This is a genomic window from Streptomyces sp. SAT1, from assembly GCF_001654495.1.
Lineage (GTDB): Bacteria > Actinomycetota > Actinomycetes > Streptomycetales > Streptomycetaceae > Streptomyces > Streptomyces andamanensis.
Genome location: NZ_CP015849.1, coordinates 4,609,652 through 4,630,096, shown reverse-complemented (window position 1 = coordinate 4,630,096; position 20,445 = coordinate 4,609,652). Strand labels below are relative to the sequence as shown.

Genomic DNA, 20,445 nt, shown 5'->3' with positions numbered 1-20,445 from the left:
CAGTTCATGACGTCCCCTCCCGCTCTCCCCCTCTTCCTTCTCCTCCTTCCCGTACTTCCTTCCCGTTCTTACCGCCCTTTGCTCTCTTCCCTCCCTTCCTTCTCCTCTCCCCCGGAGGCCCCAGTGGACCGCGCCCCAGGCACGCCCTCAAGCAGACGGCTCCGGCCGCTGAGCATCTGGTCCGGAGTCGTCACCGCGGCCATGGCCCTCTCCCTGGCGGGCACCGGCCAGGCCTCGGCCGCCGACGTCAACAACGCCAAGAACGCCGGCTTCGAGGCGGGTCTGAGCAACTGGACCTGTTCGGCCGGCAGCGGTTCGACCGTCTCCACGCCGGTGCACGCCGGCTCGTCCGCGCTGAAGGCCGCCCCGGCCGGGCAGGACACCGCGCAGTGCACCCAGAAGGTGGCCGTCAAGCCCAACTCGACGTACACGCTGAGCGCCTGGGTGCAGGGCGGCTACACCTACCTCGGCGCCACCGGCACCGGCACCACGGACGTCTCCACCTGGACCCCGGACTCGGCCGCGTGGAAGCAGCTCTCCACGACCTTCACCACCGGCTCCTCGACCACCTCGGTCACGGTCTATCTGCACGGCTGGTACGGCCAGGCGGCCTACTACGCCGACGACGTGTCCGTCTCCGGCCCGGACGGGGGCGGCGGGGGCGACCCCGACCCGACGGTCCCGTCGACCCCGGCGGGACTGGCGGCGGGCAACGCCACCTCCTCCTCGGTCGACCTGTCCTGGAGCGCGGTCTCGGGCGCCACCGGCTACAACGTCTACCGCGACGGCACCAAGGTCTCGGCGGTCACCGGCACCTCCACGACGGTGAGCGGACTGTCCGCCTCCACCGCCTACTCCTTCCAGGTCTCGGCGACCAACGCGGCGGGCGAGTCGGCCAGGTCGGCGGCGGTGAGCGCCACCACGGCGCCCGGCGGCGGCGACGGCAACCACGGCGGCAACCTGCCCAAGCACGCGGTGACGGGCTACTGGCAGAACTTCAACAACGGCGCCACCGTCCAGAAGATCTCCGACGTCCCCTCGGCGTACGACATCATCGCGGTCGCCTTCGCCGACGCCACGACCACGCCCGGCGCGGTCACCTTCAACCTCGACTCGGCGGGCCTGAAGGGCTACACGGTCGACCAGTTCAAGGCGGACATCAAGGCCAAGCAGGCGGCCGGCAAGAAGGTCATCGTCTCGGTCGGCGGCGAGAAGGGCACCGTCTCGGTCAGCGACCCGGCCTCCGCGACGAACTTCGCCAACTCGGTCTACTCCCTGATGCAGACCTACGGCTTCGACGGCGTCGACATCGACCTGGAGAACGGCCTCAACCCCACGTACATGACGCAGGCCCTGCGCGCCCTGTCCGCGAAGGCCGGCTCGGGTCTGATCATCACCATGGCACCGCAGACCATCGACATGCAGTCGACGGGCGCGGGCTACTTCAAGACGGCCCTGAACATCAAGGACATCCTCACGGTCGTCAACACCCAGTACTACAACAGCGGCGCCATGCTGGGCTGCGACGGCAAGGTCTACTCGCAGGGCACGGTCGACTTCCTCACCGCGCTCGCCTGCATCCAGCTCGAAGGCGGCCTCGCCCCCTCGCAGGTCGGCCTGGGCCTGCCGGCCTCCCCGAGCGGCGCGGGCGGCGGCTACGTCTCCCCGACCGTGGTCAACAACGCCCTGGACTGCCTGGCGAAGCTGACCAACTGCGGCACCTTCAAGCCCTCGAAGGCCTACCCCGACGTGCGCGGCGCGATGACCTGGTCCACCAACTGGGACGCCGCCGCGGGCAACGCCTGGTCCAACTCGGTCGGCGCGCACGTCCACGCGATGCCGTGATCCCCGCCTGACCCGAACCCCCCGCAGTGCGGCGCCGTCACCGACGGCGCCGCACTTCTCGTTTCCGGTGAAACATTTGCGGGGGTCCACCGCATCAATGGGGTGAGGGCGCGCGAACGGGCGCGCGGACCACAGGGGGGCGTATGCGGTGGGGCGGCGGCGAGGCGGGGTACGACGGGTATCCCGAGTTCGCGGCGGCGCGTGCCGGGCACCTGTACCGGTCGGCCTGCCTGCTGACCGGGGGCGACACCCATCTCGCCGAGGACCTGGTGCAGGAGGCGCTCGGCCGGGCGTTCCTGCACTGGCGGCGGGTGTCCCGCGTGGGCAATCCGGCCGGGTACGTGCAGACGGTGCTGACCCGCGCCTTCCTCGCCCACCAGCGTCGGCACAGCAGCCGCAGGGAACGCGCCACCGAGGTGCTTCCCGAGGTGGCCGGCCCCGACCCGGGCGGTGACGCGCCGCTGCGGCTGACGCTGCTGGACGCGCTGGGGCGGCTGTCCGCGAAGGACCGGGCGGTGGTGGTCCTGCGCTACTGGGAGGACCGCAGCGTGGAGGAGACGGCCACGGTGATGGAGACCAGCCCGGCCGCCGTCCGCACCCGCTGCGTCCGCGCGCTCGCCCGGCTGCGCGTCCTGCTCGGCGACTCCCTCGGCGAGCCCGCCGGACGCTGACCCGCGGCCCCGGCCCCGGCGCCTGCGCCTGCGCCGCCCCGACGCCCGTACGCCCCACCTCACGACCGATCCCGGACCCACTCACAGAAACGGCGGTTCGCCATGCCTGTCGCAGACCACGACCCCCTCGGGGACGAGCACTTCGGGGAGCGGCTCACCGACGCCCTGCGGGACACCGGCAGCACGTTCCGGACCGATCAGGCCCTGCTCGCCGCCCGGGGCGAGCTGCGCGGGCGGCGGCTGCGCACGCGCCGGTGGGCCGCCGTCGCGGGCGGTGTCGCCGGGGTCGCGCTCATCGGTGCGGCCGGGGCGGTGGTCCTGCCGGGCGGGACCGGCGACCGGCAGCAGGAGGCGGCGGCCACCACGAGCCCCGCACCCCGCTCCACCCCGGCCACGCCCGCCGGGGCGGTGACCGCCGACGCCCTCGTGGCCACCCTCAAGAAGCTGCTCCCCCGGGGCAGCTTCAGCAGCCAGGAGGGCCGCGGCACGGACACCCCGGTCGCCGGGAGGACGGTGTCCCCGTACGCCCGGGTCGTCTACGACGACGGGCGGGGCGAGGCCGCCGTTGCCGTCTCCGTGAACCGCCTGCTGCCCGGCAGCGAGGAGGCCCGCCGGACCGCGCAGTGCCCCCAGCTGGTCTTCGTCGCGTACGAGAACTGCTTCTTCAAGAAACTGGACGACGGCTCCTCTCTCGTGATCCTCAAGAGCCACGAGGATCTGAACCGGCGCAGCGGTACGAAGCTGTGGAGCGCCGAGCTGGTGACCCCGCGCGGCGAGCACGTCTCGGTGCGTGAGTGGAACGCCGCCGCCGAGAAGGGCTCCCCCGTCACCCGGGAGCAACCGCCGCTGGACTCCGCCGGATTGAAGGCGCTCGCCACCGCGCGCGAGTGGCGGGACTTCGCCGCCGCCGTCCCCGTCGACCCGCGGGCGAGCGCCGCGCCGCCCGCCCGGGACGGCTCGGTGTCCGCGACCCTCGCCGGTCTGGTGCCGCGCGGGCTGAAGGTGGTCTCGAAGGGGACGCCGGATCCGGGCTTCGGGTACGTCGTCGTGGACGACGGCCGGGGCCGCAGCCTGGTCCAGGTGAACGACCAGCCGGACATGCGCGACGTCGAGGGCCAGTTGTTCGGCTCGGGCGCCGAGACGCTGCCGGACGGCACCAAGGTCGTCACGCACCGGGGGCCCGGCGAGAAGGGCATCGACGGGATCGTCATGTGGACCGTGGACACGATCCGGCCGGACGGGCGCCGCGTGGTGGTCAGCGCCTTCAACTCCGGCGGGCAGAACTCACCGGCGACCCGGAAGGAACCGGCGCTCACGATGAAGCAGCTGGAGGGGATCGCCACCGACCCGAAGTGGCTGTCGCTCGGCTGACGACCGCTCCGAGGGCGGCCCCGGCGAGGTGCCCGGGGCCGTCCTCGGGCGTCGTCAGTCCTCGCTCTCCGCCTCGGACTTCGCCCCGCTCTTCTCGGTCTCCGCCTCGGTCCCGGCCGTGGGACCGGCCGCCTCGTCCGTGCCCCTCTCCTTCGGCTCCTCCGGTTCCGCCGCCTCGCCGTCCTCGAAGTACGCGTCGAGGACCGCGTCCAGCTCCGTCTCCCAGGCGGCGAACCGGGACCGGGCCGGGGCCTCGATCTCGATGGGGTACCAGCGGCGGTCGGGGGTGTGCACGGTGACGGTGAACCGCTTGCCGAAGCGGGGCGTCTCCGTCTCCACGGCGCCGATCTCGTCCCAGCGGAACTCGCACTCCTGGTCGTCCAGGGCGAGGCGTACGCCCCGGTGGTCGGCGACGATCCGGGCCCGGCGGTCGGCGGCCTCGAAGACCGGGCCGTCCACGGTCTCCTCCTCGGCGCCCTCGTCGGCTTCCGCGGTCCCGTCCGCGGCGTCCGGGACCGGCGGCTGCGCCTCCGCGTCCGGAGTCCCGGCGTCCGCCGCAGGCGTACGCTCCGGCTCCTCGGGGGCCGTGTCCCGGGCCGCGGCGGGTGAGGTGAGGCCGGGGACGAACGCCGGGTCGAAACCGGCGCCCGTCACGGGCTCGCTCTTCAGGGGCTGGCTGCTCGAACCTATGCGCTGCTCCACGCGGGCAGTATGGTCGACGTTCCTGTGTCACGAACAGTCAGCCCCTGGCTTCGTTATCAGACCCCTACAACCGCGCGCCGCGACGGGCCCCCGGAGACGCACCGGGGACCCGGCCGTCCGGTCAGACGAACAGGCTCAGCACCGCCGCCACCGCGAAGCCCGCGAGCGACAGCACGCTCTCCAGGACCGTCCACGTCTTCAGCGTGTCCCGTTCGCTGATGCCGAAGTACTTCGCCACCATCCAGAAGCCGCCGTCGTTGACGTGCGAGGCGAAGATCGAGCCGGCCGAGATCGCCATGATGACCAGCGCCACGAATGCCTGCGAGTGGTGCCCCTCGGCCAGCAGCGGGGCGACGATGCCCGCCGTGGTCACGATCGCCACCGTCGCCGAGCCCTGCGCCACCCGCAGCACCAGCGAGATCAGGTACGACAGCACGATGACCGGCAGTCCGACGCCGTTGAAGGTGTCCGAGAGGGCCTGGGCGACCCCGCTGGCCTTGAGGACGGCGCCGAAGACACCGCCCGCGCCGACCACCAGCAGGATGTTGCCGACCGGCTTCAGCGAGGCCGTGGAGACGGTCTCCAGGGACTTGCGCGACCAGCCGCGGCGGATGCCCAGCAGGTAGTAGGCGAGCACCAGGGCGATGGTCAGGGCCACGAAGGGGTGGCCGAAGAACTCGATCACCGAGCGGCCGGTGGACGGGTCCAGGGCCACGGAGGAGAAGGTGGCGGCGAGGATCAGCACCAGCGGGGTGCCGATGATGCCGAGGACCGCGCCGAGCGGCACCGGGGACTCCTTGGGCCGCACTCCGGAGGCACGCTGCTCGGCGAGGACCGCCCGCCTGGCCTCCTCGGCCGCCTCGACCATGTCCTGCGGCACCTCGACGAAGACCCGCTTGCCGATCCACGCGGAGTACGCCCAGGCGGCCAGCACCGCCGGGACGCCGCAGACGACGCCCATGAGGATGATCCAGCCGAGCTGCACGTGCAGCAGCCCGGCGGCGGCCACCGGGCCGGGGTGCGGCGGCAGGAAGGCGTGGGTCATGGACAGGCCCGCCAGCAGCGGCATGCAGTACAGGACGATCGACTTGCCGCCCCGCTTGGCGGCGGCGTAGACGAGGGGCGCCAGGACGAAGATGCCCACGTCGAAGAAGACGGGGATGCCGAAGATCAGTCCGGTCAGGCCCATGGCGAGCGGGGCGCGCTTCTCGCCGAACAGCCCCAGCAGGCGGGAGGCGAGCACCTCCGCTCCGCCGCTGACCTCCAGGATGGCGCCGAGCATGGTGCCCAGGCCGATGATGACGGCGACATGGCCGAGGATGCCGCCCATCCCGGACTCGATGGTGGAGACGGCGTCCGAGCGCTGGACGGTGCCGAACAGTTCGGTGACCGACAGGCCGGCCAGCAGGCCGACGGCTATGGAGACGGCGAGCAGCGCGACGAACGGCTGGAGCCGCGCCTTGATGATCAGGAACAGCAGCAGGGCGATGCCGATCCCGGCCACCAGGAGCAGCCCGGTCGTGCCGTCGACCAGGAGGAGGAGTCCGCCGGTGTGCGGGGGTGTCTGCGGCGCTGCCGCGGCGAGCGGATGGGACATGGGGGTCCTCTGCGTGAGTACATGCAGCTTTCGGGCAGGGAGGATCGCGGCGCGGCGCCCGGAGGGGTGGGGGGCGCCGCGCCGTGAGGGGGACGTGCGGTGGTACGAGCGGGGTGGGTCGCGAGGAAGGCGTCAGCCGAGGACGGCGAGCGCGTCGATCTCGATGAGGAGTCCCGCGGGCAGCCCGACGTAGACGGTGGTGCGCGCGGCGGGCGGCTGGGTGAGGCCCTGCTCCTCGAAGTAGGCGTTGTAGATCGCGTTCATCTCGGCGAAGTGGTCCACGTCGGTGAGGTAGACGCGGAGCATCATCACGTCGTCCCAGCCCGCGCCGCCCTCTTCGAGGATCGCCTTGACGTTGGCGAGGGTCTGGAGGGTCTGCTCGCGCAGGGTGGGCCCGGCGGGGGTGGGGGCCTTGCCCTCCTCGGCGGGCAGGAAGCCGACCTGCCCGGCGACCTGGAGGATGTTGCCCTTCTTCACGCCGTGGGAGAACTTGGCGGGCGGCACGGTGTGGGTCGACGGGGTGAGTGCGGTCTTCTCGGTCATGCGGTGTCCCTGTGCGGTGTGGTGGTGGGGGCGGGTACGGGGGTTCTCCCGGAGTACTCGCCGCTGATGGCCGCCGCGGTGCGGCGCACCAGCGGGAGCAGGGTGAGGAGTTCGTCGGCGGTGACGACGACGTTGGGCGCGGAGACCGACATCGCGGCGACCACGCGGCCGTCGGCGCCCCGGATGGGGGCGGCGACGCAGTTGATGGACTCCTCGTGGCCGCCGAGGTCGGTGGCCCAGCCCTGTTCGCGCACCGTCGCCAGCTCGGTGAGGAAGGCGGCGGCGTGGGGGGTCGAACGGGCCGTGTAGAGGGGGTAGTCGAGCCTCTCGGCGATCGCGCGCCGTTCGCTCTCGGGCAGGTCGGCCAGGAGCAGCTTGGCCACGGCGGCGACGGTGATCGCGACCGGCTTGCCGATCCGCGAGTACATGCGCACCGGGTAGCGGCTGTCGACCTTGTCGATGTACAGCACCTCGTTCTCCTCGTAGACCGCGAGGTGCACGGTGTGACCGCAGGTCTCGTTGAGGGCGAGGAGGTGGGGGTGGGCGATCTCGCGGATGTCGAGGTTCTCCATCGCCTCCTGGGCGAGCGCGAAGAGCCGGGCGCCGAGCCGGTAGCGCTGGTCGGACTGGCGGTAGACCAGGCCGTGTTCGTGCAGGGTGCGCAGCAGGCGCAGCGCCGTGGACTTGTGGACGCCGAGATGGTCGGCGACCCGTCCGAGGTCGGCGGGCCCCTCGGCGAGCAGCGGCAGGATGCTCAGCGCGCGGTCGACGGTCTGGCTCATGGCGTACGTACCTCCTCCTCGGCCCCTTCAGCGGTGCTCGTCCAGCCGGGGCCGAGTCGCAGTCTCCCCCACGCGGCCTCGTCCAGGGCGGCCAGCCGGTCGGCGCGCCCGCGGGCTGGGGGTGCGGCGAGGTCGCCGGGGACGGTGAGCGCGGCGGCGGCCGTCAGGTGGCCGTGGCGCAGCCGGGCGGTGGCGGGCAGGCCGCGCAGGGTGGCGGAGAGGAATCCGGCGGCGAAGGCGTCGCCCGCGCCGACGTGGGCGACGACGTCGACCCGGGGGGCCGGGACGAAGGTGGTGGTGGCCCGTGCCGTGGCGCCGGTCCGCTCGTACACCGTGGCGCCGTCCGCGCCGTGCTTGACGACGACGGTGCGCGGTCCGTCCAGCGCGTCGAGGATGTCCGTTCCGCCGTGCAGTCCCCATGCCTCGCGGGCCTCGTCGTCGCCGACGAAGACGAGGTCGGCGCCGCGGGCCAGGTCCAGCAGCACCCTGGCCCCGGCGGGGTCGGGCCACAGTCCGGGCCGGAAGTTGACGTCGAAGGAGACCAGCGGGCGGCCGGTGCGGGGCGCCGTCAGGGCGCGCAGCAGGCCGAGGCAGCCGGCGGACAGGGCCGCGGTGATGCCGGACAGGTGCAGCACGCGGCAGGCGTCCAGGGCGGCGGTGGCGACGGTGTCCGCGGTCATCGCGGAGGCCGCCGACCCGGCCCGGTAGTAGGCGACCTCGTGGGCGTCGGTGGCCCGGTCGCCCGCGGTGCGGAAGTAGACGCCGGTGGGGCGTGCGGTGTCGCGGCCCACGTGGGCGACGTCGACGCCGTGGGCGCCGATGGCCTCCACCAGGTGGTCGCCGAAACCGTCGGCGCCGACCCGGCTGACCCAGCGGGCGGAGTGCCCGGCGGCGGCGAGCGTGCACAGGACGTTGGACTCGGCGCCGCCGATGGCGCGGTCGAAGGACGGCACGTCGGCGAGGCGGCCGGGCCGGGAGGGCAGGAACGTGACCATGGACTCGCCGAGCGCCGCGACGTCCACGACGTCGGGGCCGTTGCAGGGTCCGGTGGCGGTCACGATGCTCGTAGCTCCTCGGTACGGGGGGCGGGATGCGGGGCTTTTCGTTGACCTCGCGTGGCCGAGATGTTAGACAGCATTAAGCGTAACGTGCAACGGTTGTTGCACATATTGCAATTCACCTGATCAGGGAGGCTCCATGAACACCGAGGCGCTGGCACGCCTGGCCGAGGAACGGGTCGACCACCGGTTCAAGGGCCTTCCGCCGGACGCGGACGGGCTGACCGTGGGCGAGCTGGCGGCCCAGCGCCGCGACCTGTTCACCGGCGGCTTCACCACGCCGGTGCTGGCGCTGTCCGCCGAGCGCCTGGAGCACAACCTGCGCCTGATGGAGACCTACGCGGCCCGCCACGGCCTCGCCTTCGCCCCGCACGGCAAGACCTCCATGGCCCCGCAGCTCTTCCACCGCCAGCTCGCGTACGGCGCCTGGGGCATCACCCTCGCGCTGCCGCACCAGGTGCGGGTGGCGCGGGCGTTCGGCGTCGAGCGGATCTTCCTCGCCAACGAACTGGTCGATCCGGCCGCCCTGCGCTGGGCCGCCGCCGAACTCGCCGCTGACCCGGCCTTCCGCCTCGTCTGCTACGTGGACTCGGTGCGCGGTGCGGAACTGATGGACGCGGCGCTGCGCGAGGCCGGTGCCACCCGTCCGCTCGACGTGGTCGTGGAGCTGGGCGCGGGCGAGGGCGCGCGCACCGGGGCGCGCACCGAGGCGGAGTGCGCGGCGGTCGCGGACGCGGTCGCCGCCGCGGCCACCCTGCGGCTGACCGGGGTCGCCGGGTACGAGGGCGAGGTCCCGCGGGCGGACCCGGAGCGGGTGCGGGCCTGGCTGGACCGGCTGGTCGCCCTCGCCGCCGCCCTCGACCGGGCGGGCCGGTTCGCGGACGCGGAGGAGATCGTGGTGAGCGCGGGCGGCAGCGCCTGGTTCGACGCGGTCGCCGACGCGTTCGCCGGCGTCCCGGAGCTGTCCCGGCCGGTGCTCAAGCTGCTGCGCTCGGGCGCGTACGTCTCGCACGACGACGGTCACTACCGCGAGATCACCCCGTTCAACCGGGTCCCGCAGGAAGGCGCCCTGGAGCCCGCCTTCCGGCTGTGGGCGCAGGTGGTCTCCCGGCCCGCCGAGGGGCAGGCGTTCGCCAACGCGGGCAAGCGGGACGCGGCCTACGACCTCGATCTGCCCGTCGCCCAGGTGGTGCGCCGCGACGGCGCCGAGCGCCCGGCGGACGGCATCGCCGTGACCGGCCTGTCCGACCAGCACACCTGGCTGGCCACCGATCCGGAGGCCGACCTCGCGGTCGGCGACTGGATCGGCCTCGGCCTGTCCCACCCGTGCACGTCCTTCGACAAGTGGCAGCTGATCCCGGTCGCCGAGGCGGACGGCACGGTCGTCGACTACGTCCGCACGTTCTTCTAGACCCCGTCCTTCCGGACCACTCCCTCGCGGACACCCGTCCGCACCCGTATACCCGTACGTTCTTCCGGGAGCCACCGAAGGCGGCGGCACCGGTGGAAGGAGCCACCCATGGATCCGGTCGAGCCGGCCGATCTCACCGATCTCGTCATCCGGGACGCGGATGTCGTGGACGGCACCGGCGCCCCCTCCTACCGCGCCGATGTGGCGGTCAGGGGCGGCCGGATCGTGTCGATCGTCAAGGAGGCGGCCGCGGCGGGCTGTCAGCGCCCGCGGGCCCGGCGCGAGCTGGACGCGGAGGGCCTGGTCCTCTCCCCCGGCTTCGTCGACATGCACGCGCACAGCGATCTGGCCCTGCTGCGCGACCCCGACCACAGCGCGAAGGCCGCCCAGGGCGTCACCCTGGAGGTGATCGGGCAGGACGGCCTGTCGTACGCGCCGGTCGACGACCGCACCCTGGCCGAGGTGCGCCGGGCGATCTCCGGCTGGAACGGCCACGGCGACGACATCGACTTCGACTGGCGCTCGGTGGGCGAGTACCTGGACCGGCTGGACCGCGGCTTCGGCGGCGAGGGCATCGCCGTCAACGCGGCCTATCTGATCCCGCAGGGCACCGTGCGCGCCCTCGCGGTCGGCTGGGAGGACCGCCCGGCCGCCCCGGACGAACTGGAGCGGATGCGGCGCCTGGTCGCCGAGGGCCTGGAGCAGGGCGCGGTGGGCCTGTCCTCCGGGCTCACCTACACGCCCGGGATGTACGCCGAGGACGCCGAACTGACCGAGCTGTGCCGGGTGGTGGCCCGCCACGGCGGCTACTACTGCCCGCACCACCGCAGTTACGGCGCCGGGGCGCTGGAGGCGTACGCGGAGATGGTGGAGCTGACCCGGGCCGCGGGCTGCCCGCTGCACCTGGCGCACGCCACCATGAACTTCGGCCCCAACAAGGGCCGGGCGCCCGAGCTGCTGGCGCTGCTGGACGACGCGCTCGCGGCGGGCGCCGACATCACCCTCGACACCTATCCCTACACACCGGGCTGCACCACGCTGGTCGCGCTGCTGCCGGGCTGGGCGAGCGAGGGCGGCCCGGAGCGGATCCTGGAGCGGCTCGCCGACGACGACACCGCCGAGCGGATCCGCCACCACCTGGAGGTGACCGGCTCGGACGGCTGCCACGGTGTGCCGGTGGAGTGGGAGACCATCGAGATCTCCGGCGTCACCGATCCCGCGCTCGCCGGACATGTCGGCCGCACCGTCGCCGAGACGGCGGCGGCTCGCGGCGAGAGCCGCTGGGCCGTCGCCCGCCGGCTGCTCCTCGCCGACCGGCTCGGCACGACGATCCTCCAGCACGTCGGCCACGAGGAGAACGTGCGGGCCATCATGCGCCACCGGGTGCACACCGGCGGCTCCGACGGCATCCTCCAGGGCACCAAGCCGCATCCGCGCGCCTACGGCACCTTCCCGCACTACCTCGGGCACTACGTACGGGAGTTGGGAGTGCTGTCGCTGGAGGAGTGCGTGGCGCACCTGACCTCGCGGCCCGCGGCCCGGCTCAGACTGCCGGACCGCGGTGTGGTCCGCGAGGGGCACCGTGCCGACCTGGTGCTGTTCGACCCGGCCACGGTGGCGGCCGGGTCGACCTTCGCCGAGCCGCGCGCGCTGCCCACGGGGATCCCGTACGTCCTGATCGACGGCCGGTTCGTGATCGAGGACGGGCGGCGCACGGACGTCCTGGCGGGGCGGGCGGTCCGCCGCACTCCGGTGTGACCGGCCGCCCCGCCGCGGCCGCTACGGCTTGGGCAGGACGCAGCCGGACCTGTTCAGGTCCAGCTGGTTGCCGGCCTTGAAGCAGGCCGGTATCTGGTAGGTCTCCTCGGCGTAGTTGATGCCCTCGCGGACGGTGACGTTGCCGTTCTCGTCGACCTCGCAGGGGTTGTTCTCGGTGCAGCGCTCGCCGTCCTCGTTGCCGGTGTTGTTGACGGCGACGACCTTGCCGGTGGCGGTGTCGATGACGGGCGAGCCGGAGGTGCCGCCGATCGTGTTGCAGGAGGAGGTGTAGCGGACCGAGTCCTTCCAGGTCCAGCCGCCCTCCTTGAGGCGGTACACGAACCCGTCGATGTTGCAGCTGTAGGTGCGCTTCCAGTAGCCGGAGACCACCTTGATCGCGGTGCCGGCCACCGGGTGGGTGTCGCTGACGGTCAGCGCGCTGATCCCGTAGGAGCTCCTGATCTGCGCGTAGGTGCGGGTGAGCTGGTAGATCGTGACGTCGGTGTCGGTCATCGTGGAGTAGACGACCTTGTTGGCGCGCAGCGTGGCGACCTGGGAGCCGGCCGAGTTGAGCAGCCCGAAGGAGCGGCTGGAGCTCTGGTTGACGATGACCTGGCCGGGCGACGGGAACCCGGTCTCCAGGCAGTGGCCGTTGCTGAGCACGAGCGCCGGGTCGCTGTCCGCGGAGGCGGGGAAGCGGATGACGGAGCCGGAGCAGTTGCTCAGCGCCACGGTCCCGGCGAAGTCGACGGCCTTGGCGGCGGGTGCCGTGCTCCCGGCCTGGGCCGAGGCCGCGGCGGGTGCCACGCCGGCCCCGGTGATCACCAGGGTCGCGAGCGCGGCCAGGAGAGGCTTGTTCATGTGGGGGTCCCCTCTTCGGACGTGAGCGACCGGAGATCTTCCGGCCGCCCTCTTGTCATGCGCATTGTGATGGCCTGCGCGGGCGTGGACAAGAAGCCGTCACGGCATCGCGGGTTCTCCCCCGGTGCGCGGGGCCACCGAGGGGTCCCGGGCGGCGGGCCCCGGGGCGCGTCAGCCGCGCCGGTCGCCTCACCCGCGCGAGGGAAGCGGGCCGCCGGGTGTCTCAAGTGGCGGAAAACACGAGCCACCGGGCGTTACCCGGCCGTAAGCTCCCAGACATGCAGGTGATCCAGTCGACCAAGCTCGCCAACGTCTGTTACGAGATCCGGGGACCGGTGCTCGAGGAGGCGATGCGGCTGGAGGCGGCCGGTCACCGCATCCTGAAGCTGAACACCGGCAATCCGGCCGCGTTCGGCTTCGAGTGCCCCCCGGAGATCCTGGAGGACATCCTCCGCAACGTCTCCACGGCCCACGGCTACGGCGACGCCAAGGGCCTGCTCGCCGCCCGCCGCGCCGTGGTCATGCACAACCAGACCCTCGGCATCGAGACCGACGTCGAGCACGTCTTCATCGGCAACGGCGTCTCCGAGCTGATCGTGATGGCGATGCAGGCGCTGCTCGACGACGGCGACGAGGTCCTCGTCCCGGCGCCGGACTACCCGCTGTGGACCGCCGCCGTCTCGCTCTCCGGCGGCACCGCCGTGCACTACCGCTGCGACGAGCAGTCCGACTGGATGCCCGATCTCGCCGACGTGGAGCGCAAGGTCACCGACCGCACCAAGGCGATCGTGATCATCAACCCGAACAACCCGACCGGCGCGGTCTACGACCCGGCCGTGCTCAAGGGCCTCACCGACATCGCCCGCCGGCACAACCTGCTGGTCTGCTCCGACGAGATCTACGACAAGATCCTCTACGACGGCGCCGTGCACACCCCGACCGCGTCCGTCGCGCCCGACCTGCTGACCCTCACCTTCAACGGGATGTCCAAGGCGTACCGGGTGGCGGGCTACCGGGTCGGCTGGATGGCGGTCTCCGGCCCCCGCGCGCACGCCGACTCCTACATCGAGGGCCTGACCATCCTGGCCAACATGCGCCTGTGCGCGAACATGCCGGGCCAGCACGGCGTGGTCGCCGCGCTCAGCGGGCGGCAGACCATCGAGGACCTGGTGCTGCCCGGCGGGCGGCTGAAGGAGCAGATGGACACCGCCCACCAGCTGCTCACCCAGATCCCGGGCGTCAGCTGCGTACGCCCCAAGGGCGCGCTGTACCTGTTCCCGCGCCTGGACCCCAAGGTCTTCAAGATCAAGGACGACCGGCGGATGGTGCTCGACCTGCTGCGCCGCGAGAAGATCATGGTCGTCCACGGCACCGGCTTCAACTGGCCCGAGCCCGACCACTTCCGCGTCGTCACCCTGCCCTCGGTCGGCGATCTGCGCGACGCGGTGAGCCGGATCGGCACCTTCCTGGACGGCTACGGCCAGCCCTGACGCTCACCGTGCGTGGTCCCGCGGACCGCTTCCGCGAACCGACTCAACCTTAGACAGGTTCTAATGTAGGATGTCTTCTGTCAGAGCACAGGAGGCCGTCCCATGTACGAACCGATCCGCAGCAAGTCGGTCCACAGCACGATGGCCGGCACCACCTCGGACTTCCCCCACCGCTCCCGCGAGGAGGAGCTGGACATCCAGCTCGCCGGGCATCTCGCGGCGCTGCTCGCCGTCACCGACGAGCTGCGCACCCTCGCCCCGGCGGCCGACCTGGACACGGCGGCCGACCGGCTCGCCGAGCAGGTGACCCGGCTGCGGGCGGGCCGCCCCCCGGTCCGCACCCCGGTGGCCGCGGTCACCGAGCTGCCGCTCCTGCACCGGCGGGCGCACGCGCTCGCCGGACGGGCGCTCGTCGTCGCCGCCTCCCGGGCGGACACGGCGGCGGCCATCCTGGCGGCCGAGCGCATGGACGCGCACGCCGCCGCGCAGGGAGAGCCCCCGGAACTGAGCGGTGCCGCCCAGTAGCGCCCGCCGTCATTCCTGACGGCACACCCGGCCCTCTCCGAGGGCCCCGCACACGGCCCCGGTCCGCGCGCACCCGCAGCGACGCGCGGACCGGGCGCCACACACCCCGCGCGGCCGCACCCGGTGGACCCGGTGGAGGAGAAACGTGACCGTCCCCCGCGCCACCGTCCGGCCCGCCCGCCGCACCGACCTCCCCGAGGTCGCCGCCGTCTACGGGCACCACGCCCTGCACGGCGTCGCCACCTTCGACGAGGCGCCCCGCCCCCTGGCGGAGTAGGAACGCAAGTACGACGACCTCCTCGCGCGCGGTCTGCCGTTCCTCGTCACCGAGGAGGCGGGCCGCGTCACGGGCTTCGCCCACGCGGGTCCGTACCGGCCCAAGCCCGCGTACCGGTACACCGTGGAGGACTCCCTCTACCTCGCCCCGGACGCCACCGGCCGCGGCCTGGGCGCCGCGCTGCTGGGCGCGCTGCTCGACGCCTGCGGGCACGCCGGGGCGCGGCGCGTGGTCGCGGTGATCACCGATCCCGGCGGCGAGGCGTCGGTCGCGCTGCACCGCCGCTTCGGCTTCACCGAGGCGGGCAGACTCACCGCGGTCGGGTACAAGCACGGCCGCTGGCTGGACACGCTGCTGTTCCAGCGGGAGCTGTGAGACCCCCCCGGCCGGCCGGACGGACGGACGGGGACCGGCACGTGGCCCCGCCGCCCTGCCCCGCCCGCTCCCGGTCCCGGCCTCAGCCGAAGATCACCACGAAGAGCACGAACAGCACCAGGATCGCCAGGATCACCGCCCAGACCGGCCAGTTCCCGCGGCCCTGCGGCTCTTCCGGGCCGCCGCCGCGCGGGCGGTCCTCGTCCAGGTCGGGGTTGTCCGGACGGTCGTGCTTGTAGAAGTCGCCGTCTCCAGCCATGCCTGATCACGCTCCTTCGACGGGGGACTCCCGGGTACCCCGCAGCCCGCCCGGCCATACGGCGGGCTGAGCCGAACGGGTGAGCGCACACGCACGGGAGGCCGGACCCGTACGCCGTTGTACGGGTCCGGCCTCCCGCCGGTCCGGCCGCGGCCGGCCGGAGCGACGGTGCAGGTCAGGGCAGGTCGCGACCGGCCGCGGAGCTCACGGGGACGGTCCCTCGCGGGCCTCTTGCCGACGAGGGGCCCGCCCGGTCAGCCCAGGCGCTCGACCAGCGCGCGGTACTGCTCCCACAGCTCCTCGGGCGTGTGGTCACCGAAGGTTTTCAGGTGCTCCGGGACCAGCGCGGCCTCCTCGCGCCACACGTCCTTGTCGACGGTGAGCAGGAACTTCAGGTCGGAGGCGGACAGGTCCAGGCCGTCGGTGTCCAGGGCGGCCTCGGTCGGCAGGATCCCGATCGGCGTCTCCACGCCCTCCGCCTTGCCCTCCAGGCGCTCGACGATCCACTTCAACACCCGGCTGTTCTCGCCGAAGCCCGGCCAGACGAACCTGCCCTCGTCGTCCTTGCGGAACCAGTTGACGTAGTAGATCTTCGGCAGCAGGGACTGGTCCCTGCCCTTGGCGACGTCCACCCAGTGGCCCATGTAGTCGCCCATGTTGTAGCCGCAGAACGGCAGCATGGCGAACGGGTCGCGGCGCAGCTCACCGACCTTGCCCTCGGCCGCCGCGGTCTTCTCGGAGGCGACGTTGGCGCCGAGGAAGACCCCGTGGTTCCAGTCGAAGGACTCGGTCACCAGCGGTACGGCGCTGGCGCGGCGGCCGCCGAAGAGGATCGCCGAGATCGGCACGCCCCTGGGGTCCTCCCACTCCGGCGCGATGATCGGGCACTGGGCGGCGGGCGTGGTGAAGCGGGCGTTGGGGTGCGCGGCCGGGGCGCTGGAGGCGGGCGTCCAGTCGTTGCCCTTCCAGTCGACCAGGTGGGCCGGGGTCTCCTCCGTCATGCCCTCCCACCACACGTCGTTGTCGTCGGTGAGGGCGACGTTGGTGAAGACCGAGTTGCCCCACAGCGTCTTCATCGCGTTGGCGTTGGTGTGCTCGCCGGTGCCGGGGGCGACACCGAAGAAGCCGGCCTCCGGGTTGATCGCGTACAGGCGGCCGTCCTCGCCGAACCGCATCCACGCGATGTCGTCGCCGATGGTCTCCACGCTCCAGCCGGAGACGGTGGGCTCCAGCATGGCGAGGTTGGTCTTGCCGCAGGCGCTGGGGAAGGCGGCGGCGACGTACTTGGCCTCGCCGGTGGGCGGGGTGAGCTTGAGGATCAGCATGTGCTCGGCGAGCCAGCCCTCGTCGCGGGCCATCACGGAGGCGATGCGCAGGGCGTAGCACTTCTTGCCGAGCAGCGCGTTGCCGCCGTAGCCGGAGCCGTAGGACCAGATCTCGCGGTCCTCGGGGAAGTGCGAGATGTACTTGGTGGAGTTGCACGGCCAGGGGACATCCGCCTGGCCGGGCTCCAGCGGGGCGCCGAGGGTGTGCACGGCCTTGACGAAGAAGCCGTTGTCGCCGAGTTCGTCGAGGACCGGCTGTCCCATGCGGGTCATGGTGCGCATGGACACGGCGACGTAGGCGGAGTCGGTGATCTCGACGCCGATCGCGGACAGCGGCGAGCCCAGCGGGCCCATGCAGAACGGGACGACGTACATCGTCCGGCCCTTCATCGAGCCGCGGAAGATGCCGCCCTCGCCGCCCTCGCCCCGGAAGATCTCCCGCATCTCGGCGGGGGCCTTCCAGTGGTTGGTGGGGCCGGCGTCCTCCTCCTTCTCGGAGCAGATGAACGTCCGGTCCTCGACGCGGGCCACGTCGGACGGATCGGAGGCCGCGTAGTAGGAGTTGGGGCGCTTGATCGGGTCGAGCCTGCGGAACGTGCCCTTCTCGACGAGCTCCCCGCACAGGCGCTCGTACTCGGACTCGGATCCGTCACACCAGACGACCCGGTCCGGCTGCGTGAGTTCCGCGATCTCGTCGACCCACGAGATCAGGTCCTTGTGGTTGGTCGGGATGACGGGGGGAGCCGCGATGTCGCGCGCCACGATCGCTCCTAAATGAGGGGTTTTCTGACTTGTCGCCCCGTGGGGGCTGCGACCCGGATGCTTCGTAGCCGCTCATCCGGTGCCGACCGCACTCATTTGATCATCCGCCGCGGGTGCCCATCTGTCCAGAGGGCCGCACAAGTGAGCAGGGTGAGGAATCCCACGGTCACAGCGGTTTTTTGCGTTTGCGTGGCGGTCGGCTGAAAGAATTTTTGCGTTCACCCGGATTTCCGGTGATCACGTCACTCACCCTGTGCACTGACAGCCGACTTACGGTGACCTGGGTACCATGCCGCCCATGACTGCGTCCGCGTCCGACGCGCCCCTGGACCCGCCGGCCGGTGGCCGCGGTCCGGCGGCGCTCTCTCTGCCGCACCCGATCAAGCCGAAGCTGCGCGGCTGGCTGCACCTCGGGATGTTCCCCGCCGTGCTCATAGCGGGCCTGGTGCTCACCGCGCTCGCCGACTCACCCCGGGGCCGTGTCGCCTGCGGGATCTATGTCCTCACCGCCTGCCTGCTGTTCGGGGTGAGCGCCCTCTACCACCGGGGCAACTGGGGCCCGCGGATGGGCGGGCTGCTGCGCCGCCTCGACCACGCGAACATCTTCCTGATCATCGCGGGCACCTACACCCCGCTGACCCTGCTGCTCCTGCCCGGCGGCAAGGGGCAGTGGCTGCTGTGGGGGATCTGGGCCGCGGCGGCGGCCGGCATCGTCTTCCGCGTCTTCTGGGTCGGCGCCCCGCGCTGGCTCTACACCCCCTGCTACATCGCCATGGGCTGGGCCGCGGTCTTCTTCCTGCCCGACTTCATGCGCACCGGCGGCATCGCGGTCCTCGTCCTGGTGGTCGTCGGCGGCCTCCTCTACAGCGCGGGCGGCCTCGTCTACGGCATCAAGCGGCCGAACCCGTCCCCGCGCTGGTTCGGCTTCCACGAGGTCTTCCACTCCTTCACCCTGGCCGCGTTCGCGGTCCACTACGTGGGGATCTCCCTGGTGGCGTACCAGCACGCCTGATCCCCCGGCCCCGCCCCCTCCGGATCCCTCTCCAGGCCACGGCTCGCACGAGCCGTGGCCTTTTCGCGCGCCCTCGCCCGGCTTCGGCTTCGGCTTCCCGGCGGCCCCGGCCGTGGCCGCCCAGGGAGCCGATGCCGGACAATGACCCCATGACGGCCGCACGTTCTTCCGAGTTCTCCCCTCCTCCCCCGCCGCCGGGGCGCCGGGGCGCCGCCGCCGAGGGGCCCCGGCTCGGCCTGCGGGAGCGGAAGAAGATCAAGACCCGGGAGGCGATCCGCGCGGCGACGTACGCTCTGGTCGGGGAGCAGGGGTACGACGCCACGACGATCGAGCGGATCGCGGAGCGCGCCGAGGTGTCGCCGTCGACCGTCTTCCGGTACTTCCCCACCAAGGAGGACATCGTCCTCACCGACGAGCACCACCCGTTCCTGGCGGCGGAGCTGCGCGCCCGGCCCGCCGACGAGCCGTGGCCGGAGTCGGTGCGGGCCGTGCTGCGCCGGGCCATAGCGGTGGGGGTGGACGGCGACCCGGAGGTGTCGCGGCTGCGCACCCGCCTGATGGCGGAGGTGCCCGCGGTGCGCTCGCGGATGACGGAGAGCATGTCGGCCACGAGCCGCCTGCTGTGCGACGCCTTGGCCGAGCGCACCGGCCGGGACCCCGGGAGCCTGGAGGTACGGGCCTGGTCCATGTCCTTCATCGGCGCGCTGCTGGAGACCCTCCTGTACTGGGCCGAGAACGGCCACCGCGACGACCTCGCGGACCTCGTCGACCGCACCCTGGACGTGCTGGAGCACGGCCTGGGCACGGCGAGGCTCTGAGGCGCGCCGCCCCGGAAAACGGCTGCGGCGCGGCGTGCCGCCCGTGCCATCCTGACGCGATGAACGGTCCCGAGATCCACGTCGAGTTCGCCCCCGGCCTGCACCTGTTCGTCCCCCGGGCCAGGCGCCGGGGCGCCACCCCGGTCGTCACCGACGGCGTCTCCACGCTCGGCCATGTCGTGGAGTCCCTGGGCGTCCCGCTGACCGAGGTCGGCGCGCTGGTCGTGGACGGCCGCGAGGTGCCGGTCTCCCACGTCCCGGGGGCGGCCGAGACGGTACGGGTGGGGGCCGTCGACCGCCCCCAGCGGGTGCCCGGCGCCCCGCTGCGCTTCCTCCTCGACGTGCATCTGGGCACCCTCGCCCGCCGGCTGCGCCTGCTCGGCGTCGACACGGCGTACGAGTCGACGGACATCGGCGACCCGGCGCTCGCCGCCCGGTCCGCGGCCGAGAAGCGGGTGCTGCTCAGCCGCGACCGCGGTCTGCTGCGCCGCCGCGAGCTGTGGGCGGGCGCCTTCGTCTACAGCACCCGCCCCGACGACCAGCTCCACGACGTCCTGGACCGCTTCCGCCCCGCCCTGCGCCCCTGGACCCGCTGCACCGCCTGCAACGGCCTGCTGCGCGAGGCCACCAAGGACGAGGTCGCCGACCGGCTGGAACACGGCACCCAGCGCACCTACGACGTCTTCGCCCAGTGCCCCGACTGCGGACGCGCCTACTGGAAGGGCGCCCACCACGAGCAGTTGGAGGCGATCGTGGAGAGGGCTCTGGCCCTGCGCCCGCAGGACAGCTGAACCGGCCGGATCCCGGCGGGCCGGGCCGAGGTCCCGCGCGCGCCGGTCGGCCGGCAGGCTCGGGCACCGGGGCACGCACGGGCCACCGGGCTCCGGCGGCCGGGCGCGGCACACCGCCGCCGCCAAGCGCCCTCAGCGGCCGGCACCCGGACGCCGACCGCCGCATCCCTCCCCCGGGACCCCGAACGGCCCGCCCCGCGGGCTCTCGCCCG

Annotated in this window: 18 protein-coding genes and 1 pseudogene; 11 read left to right on the top strand and 8 right to left on the bottom strand. The window is 72.8% G+C overall.

The window, feature by feature from the left end; genetic code table 11:
* Nucleotides 1–123 precede the first annotated feature (123 nt).
* From A8713_RS20080 to A8713_RS20070, 3 genes are all read left to right on the top strand, one after another.
* Nucleotides 124–1,845, top strand: coding sequence for a chitinase (locus A8713_RS20080; protein WP_064534960.1), 1,722 nt, complete (start codon nt 124–126; stop codon nt 1,843–1,845).
* A 143-nt stretch (nt 1,846–1,988) separates the two neighbouring features.
* Nucleotides 1,989–2,516 (top strand): SigE family RNA polymerase sigma factor, encoded by a 528-nt coding sequence (locus tag A8713_RS20075; protein ID WP_064534959.1) that lies wholly within the window; start codon nt 1,989–1,991, stop codon nt 2,514–2,516.
* Nucleotides 2,517–2,618: 102 nt separating this feature from the next.
* Entirely contained in the window at nt 2,619–3,887 is a 1,269-nt protein-coding gene (locus A8713_RS20070; RefSeq protein WP_064534958.1) for a hypothetical protein, read from the top strand.
* 54 nt (nt 3,888–3,941) lie between these two features.
* On the opposite strand, the gene A8713_RS20065 is transcribed toward A8713_RS20070, so the two are convergent.
* The 5 genes from A8713_RS20065 to A8713_RS20045 all read right to left on the bottom strand — a co-directional run bounded on the left by A8713_RS20065 (nt 3,942) and on the right by A8713_RS20045 (nt 8,569).
* On the bottom strand, nt 3,942–4,589 hold the full coding sequence (locus A8713_RS20065) for a hypothetical protein (protein ID WP_064534957.1): 648 nt from the start codon (nt 4,587–4,589) through the stop codon (nt 3,942–3,944).
* Nucleotides 4,590–4,710: 121 nt separating this feature from the next.
* Nucleotides 4,711–6,186, bottom strand: coding sequence for a GntP family permease (locus A8713_RS20060; RefSeq protein ID WP_064534956.1), 1,476 nt, complete (start codon nt 6,184–6,186; stop codon nt 4,711–4,713).
* 132 nt (nt 6,187–6,318) lie between these two features.
* On the bottom strand, nt 6,319–6,729 hold the full coding sequence (locus A8713_RS20055) for a RidA family protein (protein ID WP_064534955.1): 411 nt from the start codon (nt 6,727–6,729) through the stop codon (nt 6,319–6,321).
* Nucleotides 6,726–7,511 (bottom strand): IclR family transcriptional regulator, encoded by a 786-nt coding sequence (locus A8713_RS20050; RefSeq protein ID WP_064534954.1) that lies wholly within the window; start codon nt 7,509–7,511, stop codon nt 6,726–6,728. Before A8713_RS20050 ends, A8713_RS20055 begins: the two co-directional genes overlap by 4 nt.
* The gene (locus tag A8713_RS20045; RefSeq protein WP_064534953.1) at nt 7,508–8,569 is read right to left on the bottom strand and encodes a sugar kinase; all 1,062 of its coding nucleotides are present in this window, start codon (nt 8,567–8,569) and stop codon (nt 7,508–7,510) included. Before A8713_RS20045 ends, A8713_RS20050 begins: the two co-directional genes overlap by 4 nt.
* A 139-nt stretch (nt 8,570–8,708) precedes the next feature.
* On the opposite strand from A8713_RS20045, the gene A8713_RS20040 reads away from it, so the two are divergent.
* Entirely contained in the window at nt 8,709–9,980 is a 1,272-nt protein-coding gene (locus tag A8713_RS20040) for an alanine racemase (protein WP_064534952.1), read from the top strand.
* Between the two features lie 108 nt (nt 9,981–10,088).
* Complete coding sequence (locus A8713_RS20035) at nt 10,089–11,738, top strand: N-acyl-D-amino-acid deacylase family protein (protein WP_064534951.1); 1,650 nt, start codon at nt 10,089–10,091, stop codon at nt 11,736–11,738.
* Between the two features lie 21 nt (nt 11,739–11,759).
* Here A8713_RS20035 and A8713_RS20030 read toward each other — a convergent pair whose 3' ends face one another.
* Nucleotides 11,760–12,599 (bottom strand): S1 family peptidase, encoded by an 840-nt coding sequence (locus A8713_RS20030; protein WP_018565124.1) that lies wholly within the window; start codon nt 12,597–12,599, stop codon nt 11,760–11,762.
* 278 nt (nt 12,600–12,877) lie between these two features.
* Here A8713_RS20030 and A8713_RS20025 point away from each other — a divergent pair, with 278 nt between their 5' ends.
* From A8713_RS20025 to A8713_RS20015, 3 genes and pseudogenes are all read left to right on the top strand, one after another.
* Complete coding sequence (locus A8713_RS20025; RefSeq protein ID WP_064534950.1) at nt 12,878–14,089, top strand: pyridoxal phosphate-dependent aminotransferase; 1,212 nt, start codon at nt 12,878–12,880, stop codon at nt 14,087–14,089.
* Nucleotides 14,090–14,191: 102 nt separating this feature from the next.
* On the top strand, nt 14,192–14,614 hold the full coding sequence (locus A8713_RS20020) for an SCO4983 family protein (protein WP_064534949.1): 423 nt from the start codon (nt 14,192–14,194) through the stop codon (nt 14,612–14,614).
* Nucleotides 14,615–14,759: 145 nt separating this feature from the next.
* Nucleotides 14,760–15,266: pseudogene (locus A8713_RS20015) on the top strand (GNAT family N-acetyltransferase).
* 82 nt (nt 15,267–15,348) lie between these two features.
* On the opposite strand, the gene A8713_RS33220 reads toward A8713_RS20015, so the two are convergent.
* Both A8713_RS33220 and A8713_RS20010 read right to left on the bottom strand, forming a co-directional pair.
* On the bottom strand, nt 15,349–15,525 hold the full coding sequence (locus A8713_RS33220) for a hypothetical protein (RefSeq protein WP_107440674.1): 177 nt from the start codon (nt 15,523–15,525) through the stop codon (nt 15,349–15,351).
* Nucleotides 15,526–15,779: 254 nt separating this feature from the next.
* Nucleotides 15,780–17,612, bottom strand: coding sequence for a phosphoenolpyruvate carboxykinase (GTP) (locus A8713_RS20010; RefSeq protein ID WP_064534948.1), 1,833 nt, complete (start codon nt 17,610–17,612; stop codon nt 15,780–15,782).
* A 298-nt stretch (nt 17,613–17,910) separates the two neighbouring features.
* Between A8713_RS20010 and trhA the strand changes: the two genes are divergently transcribed.
* From trhA to A8713_RS19995, 3 genes are all read left to right on the top strand, one after another.
* Nucleotides 17,911–18,624 (top strand): PAQR family membrane homeostasis protein TrhA, encoded by a 714-nt coding sequence (trhA, locus tag A8713_RS20005; RefSeq protein ID WP_064537604.1) that lies wholly within the window; start codon nt 17,911–17,913, stop codon nt 18,622–18,624.
* A gap of 149 nt (nt 18,625–18,773) precedes the next feature.
* On the top strand, nt 18,774–19,442 hold the full coding sequence (locus tag A8713_RS20000; RefSeq protein ID WP_237305424.1) for a TetR/AcrR family transcriptional regulator: 669 nt from the start codon (nt 18,774–18,776) through the stop codon (nt 19,440–19,442).
* A 59-nt stretch (nt 19,443–19,501) separates the two neighbouring features.
* Nucleotides 19,502–20,233 (top strand): Mut7-C RNAse domain-containing protein, encoded by a 732-nt coding sequence (locus A8713_RS19995; RefSeq protein WP_064534947.1) that lies wholly within the window; start codon nt 19,502–19,504, stop codon nt 20,231–20,233.
* Nucleotides 20,234–20,445 lie beyond the last annotated feature (212 nt).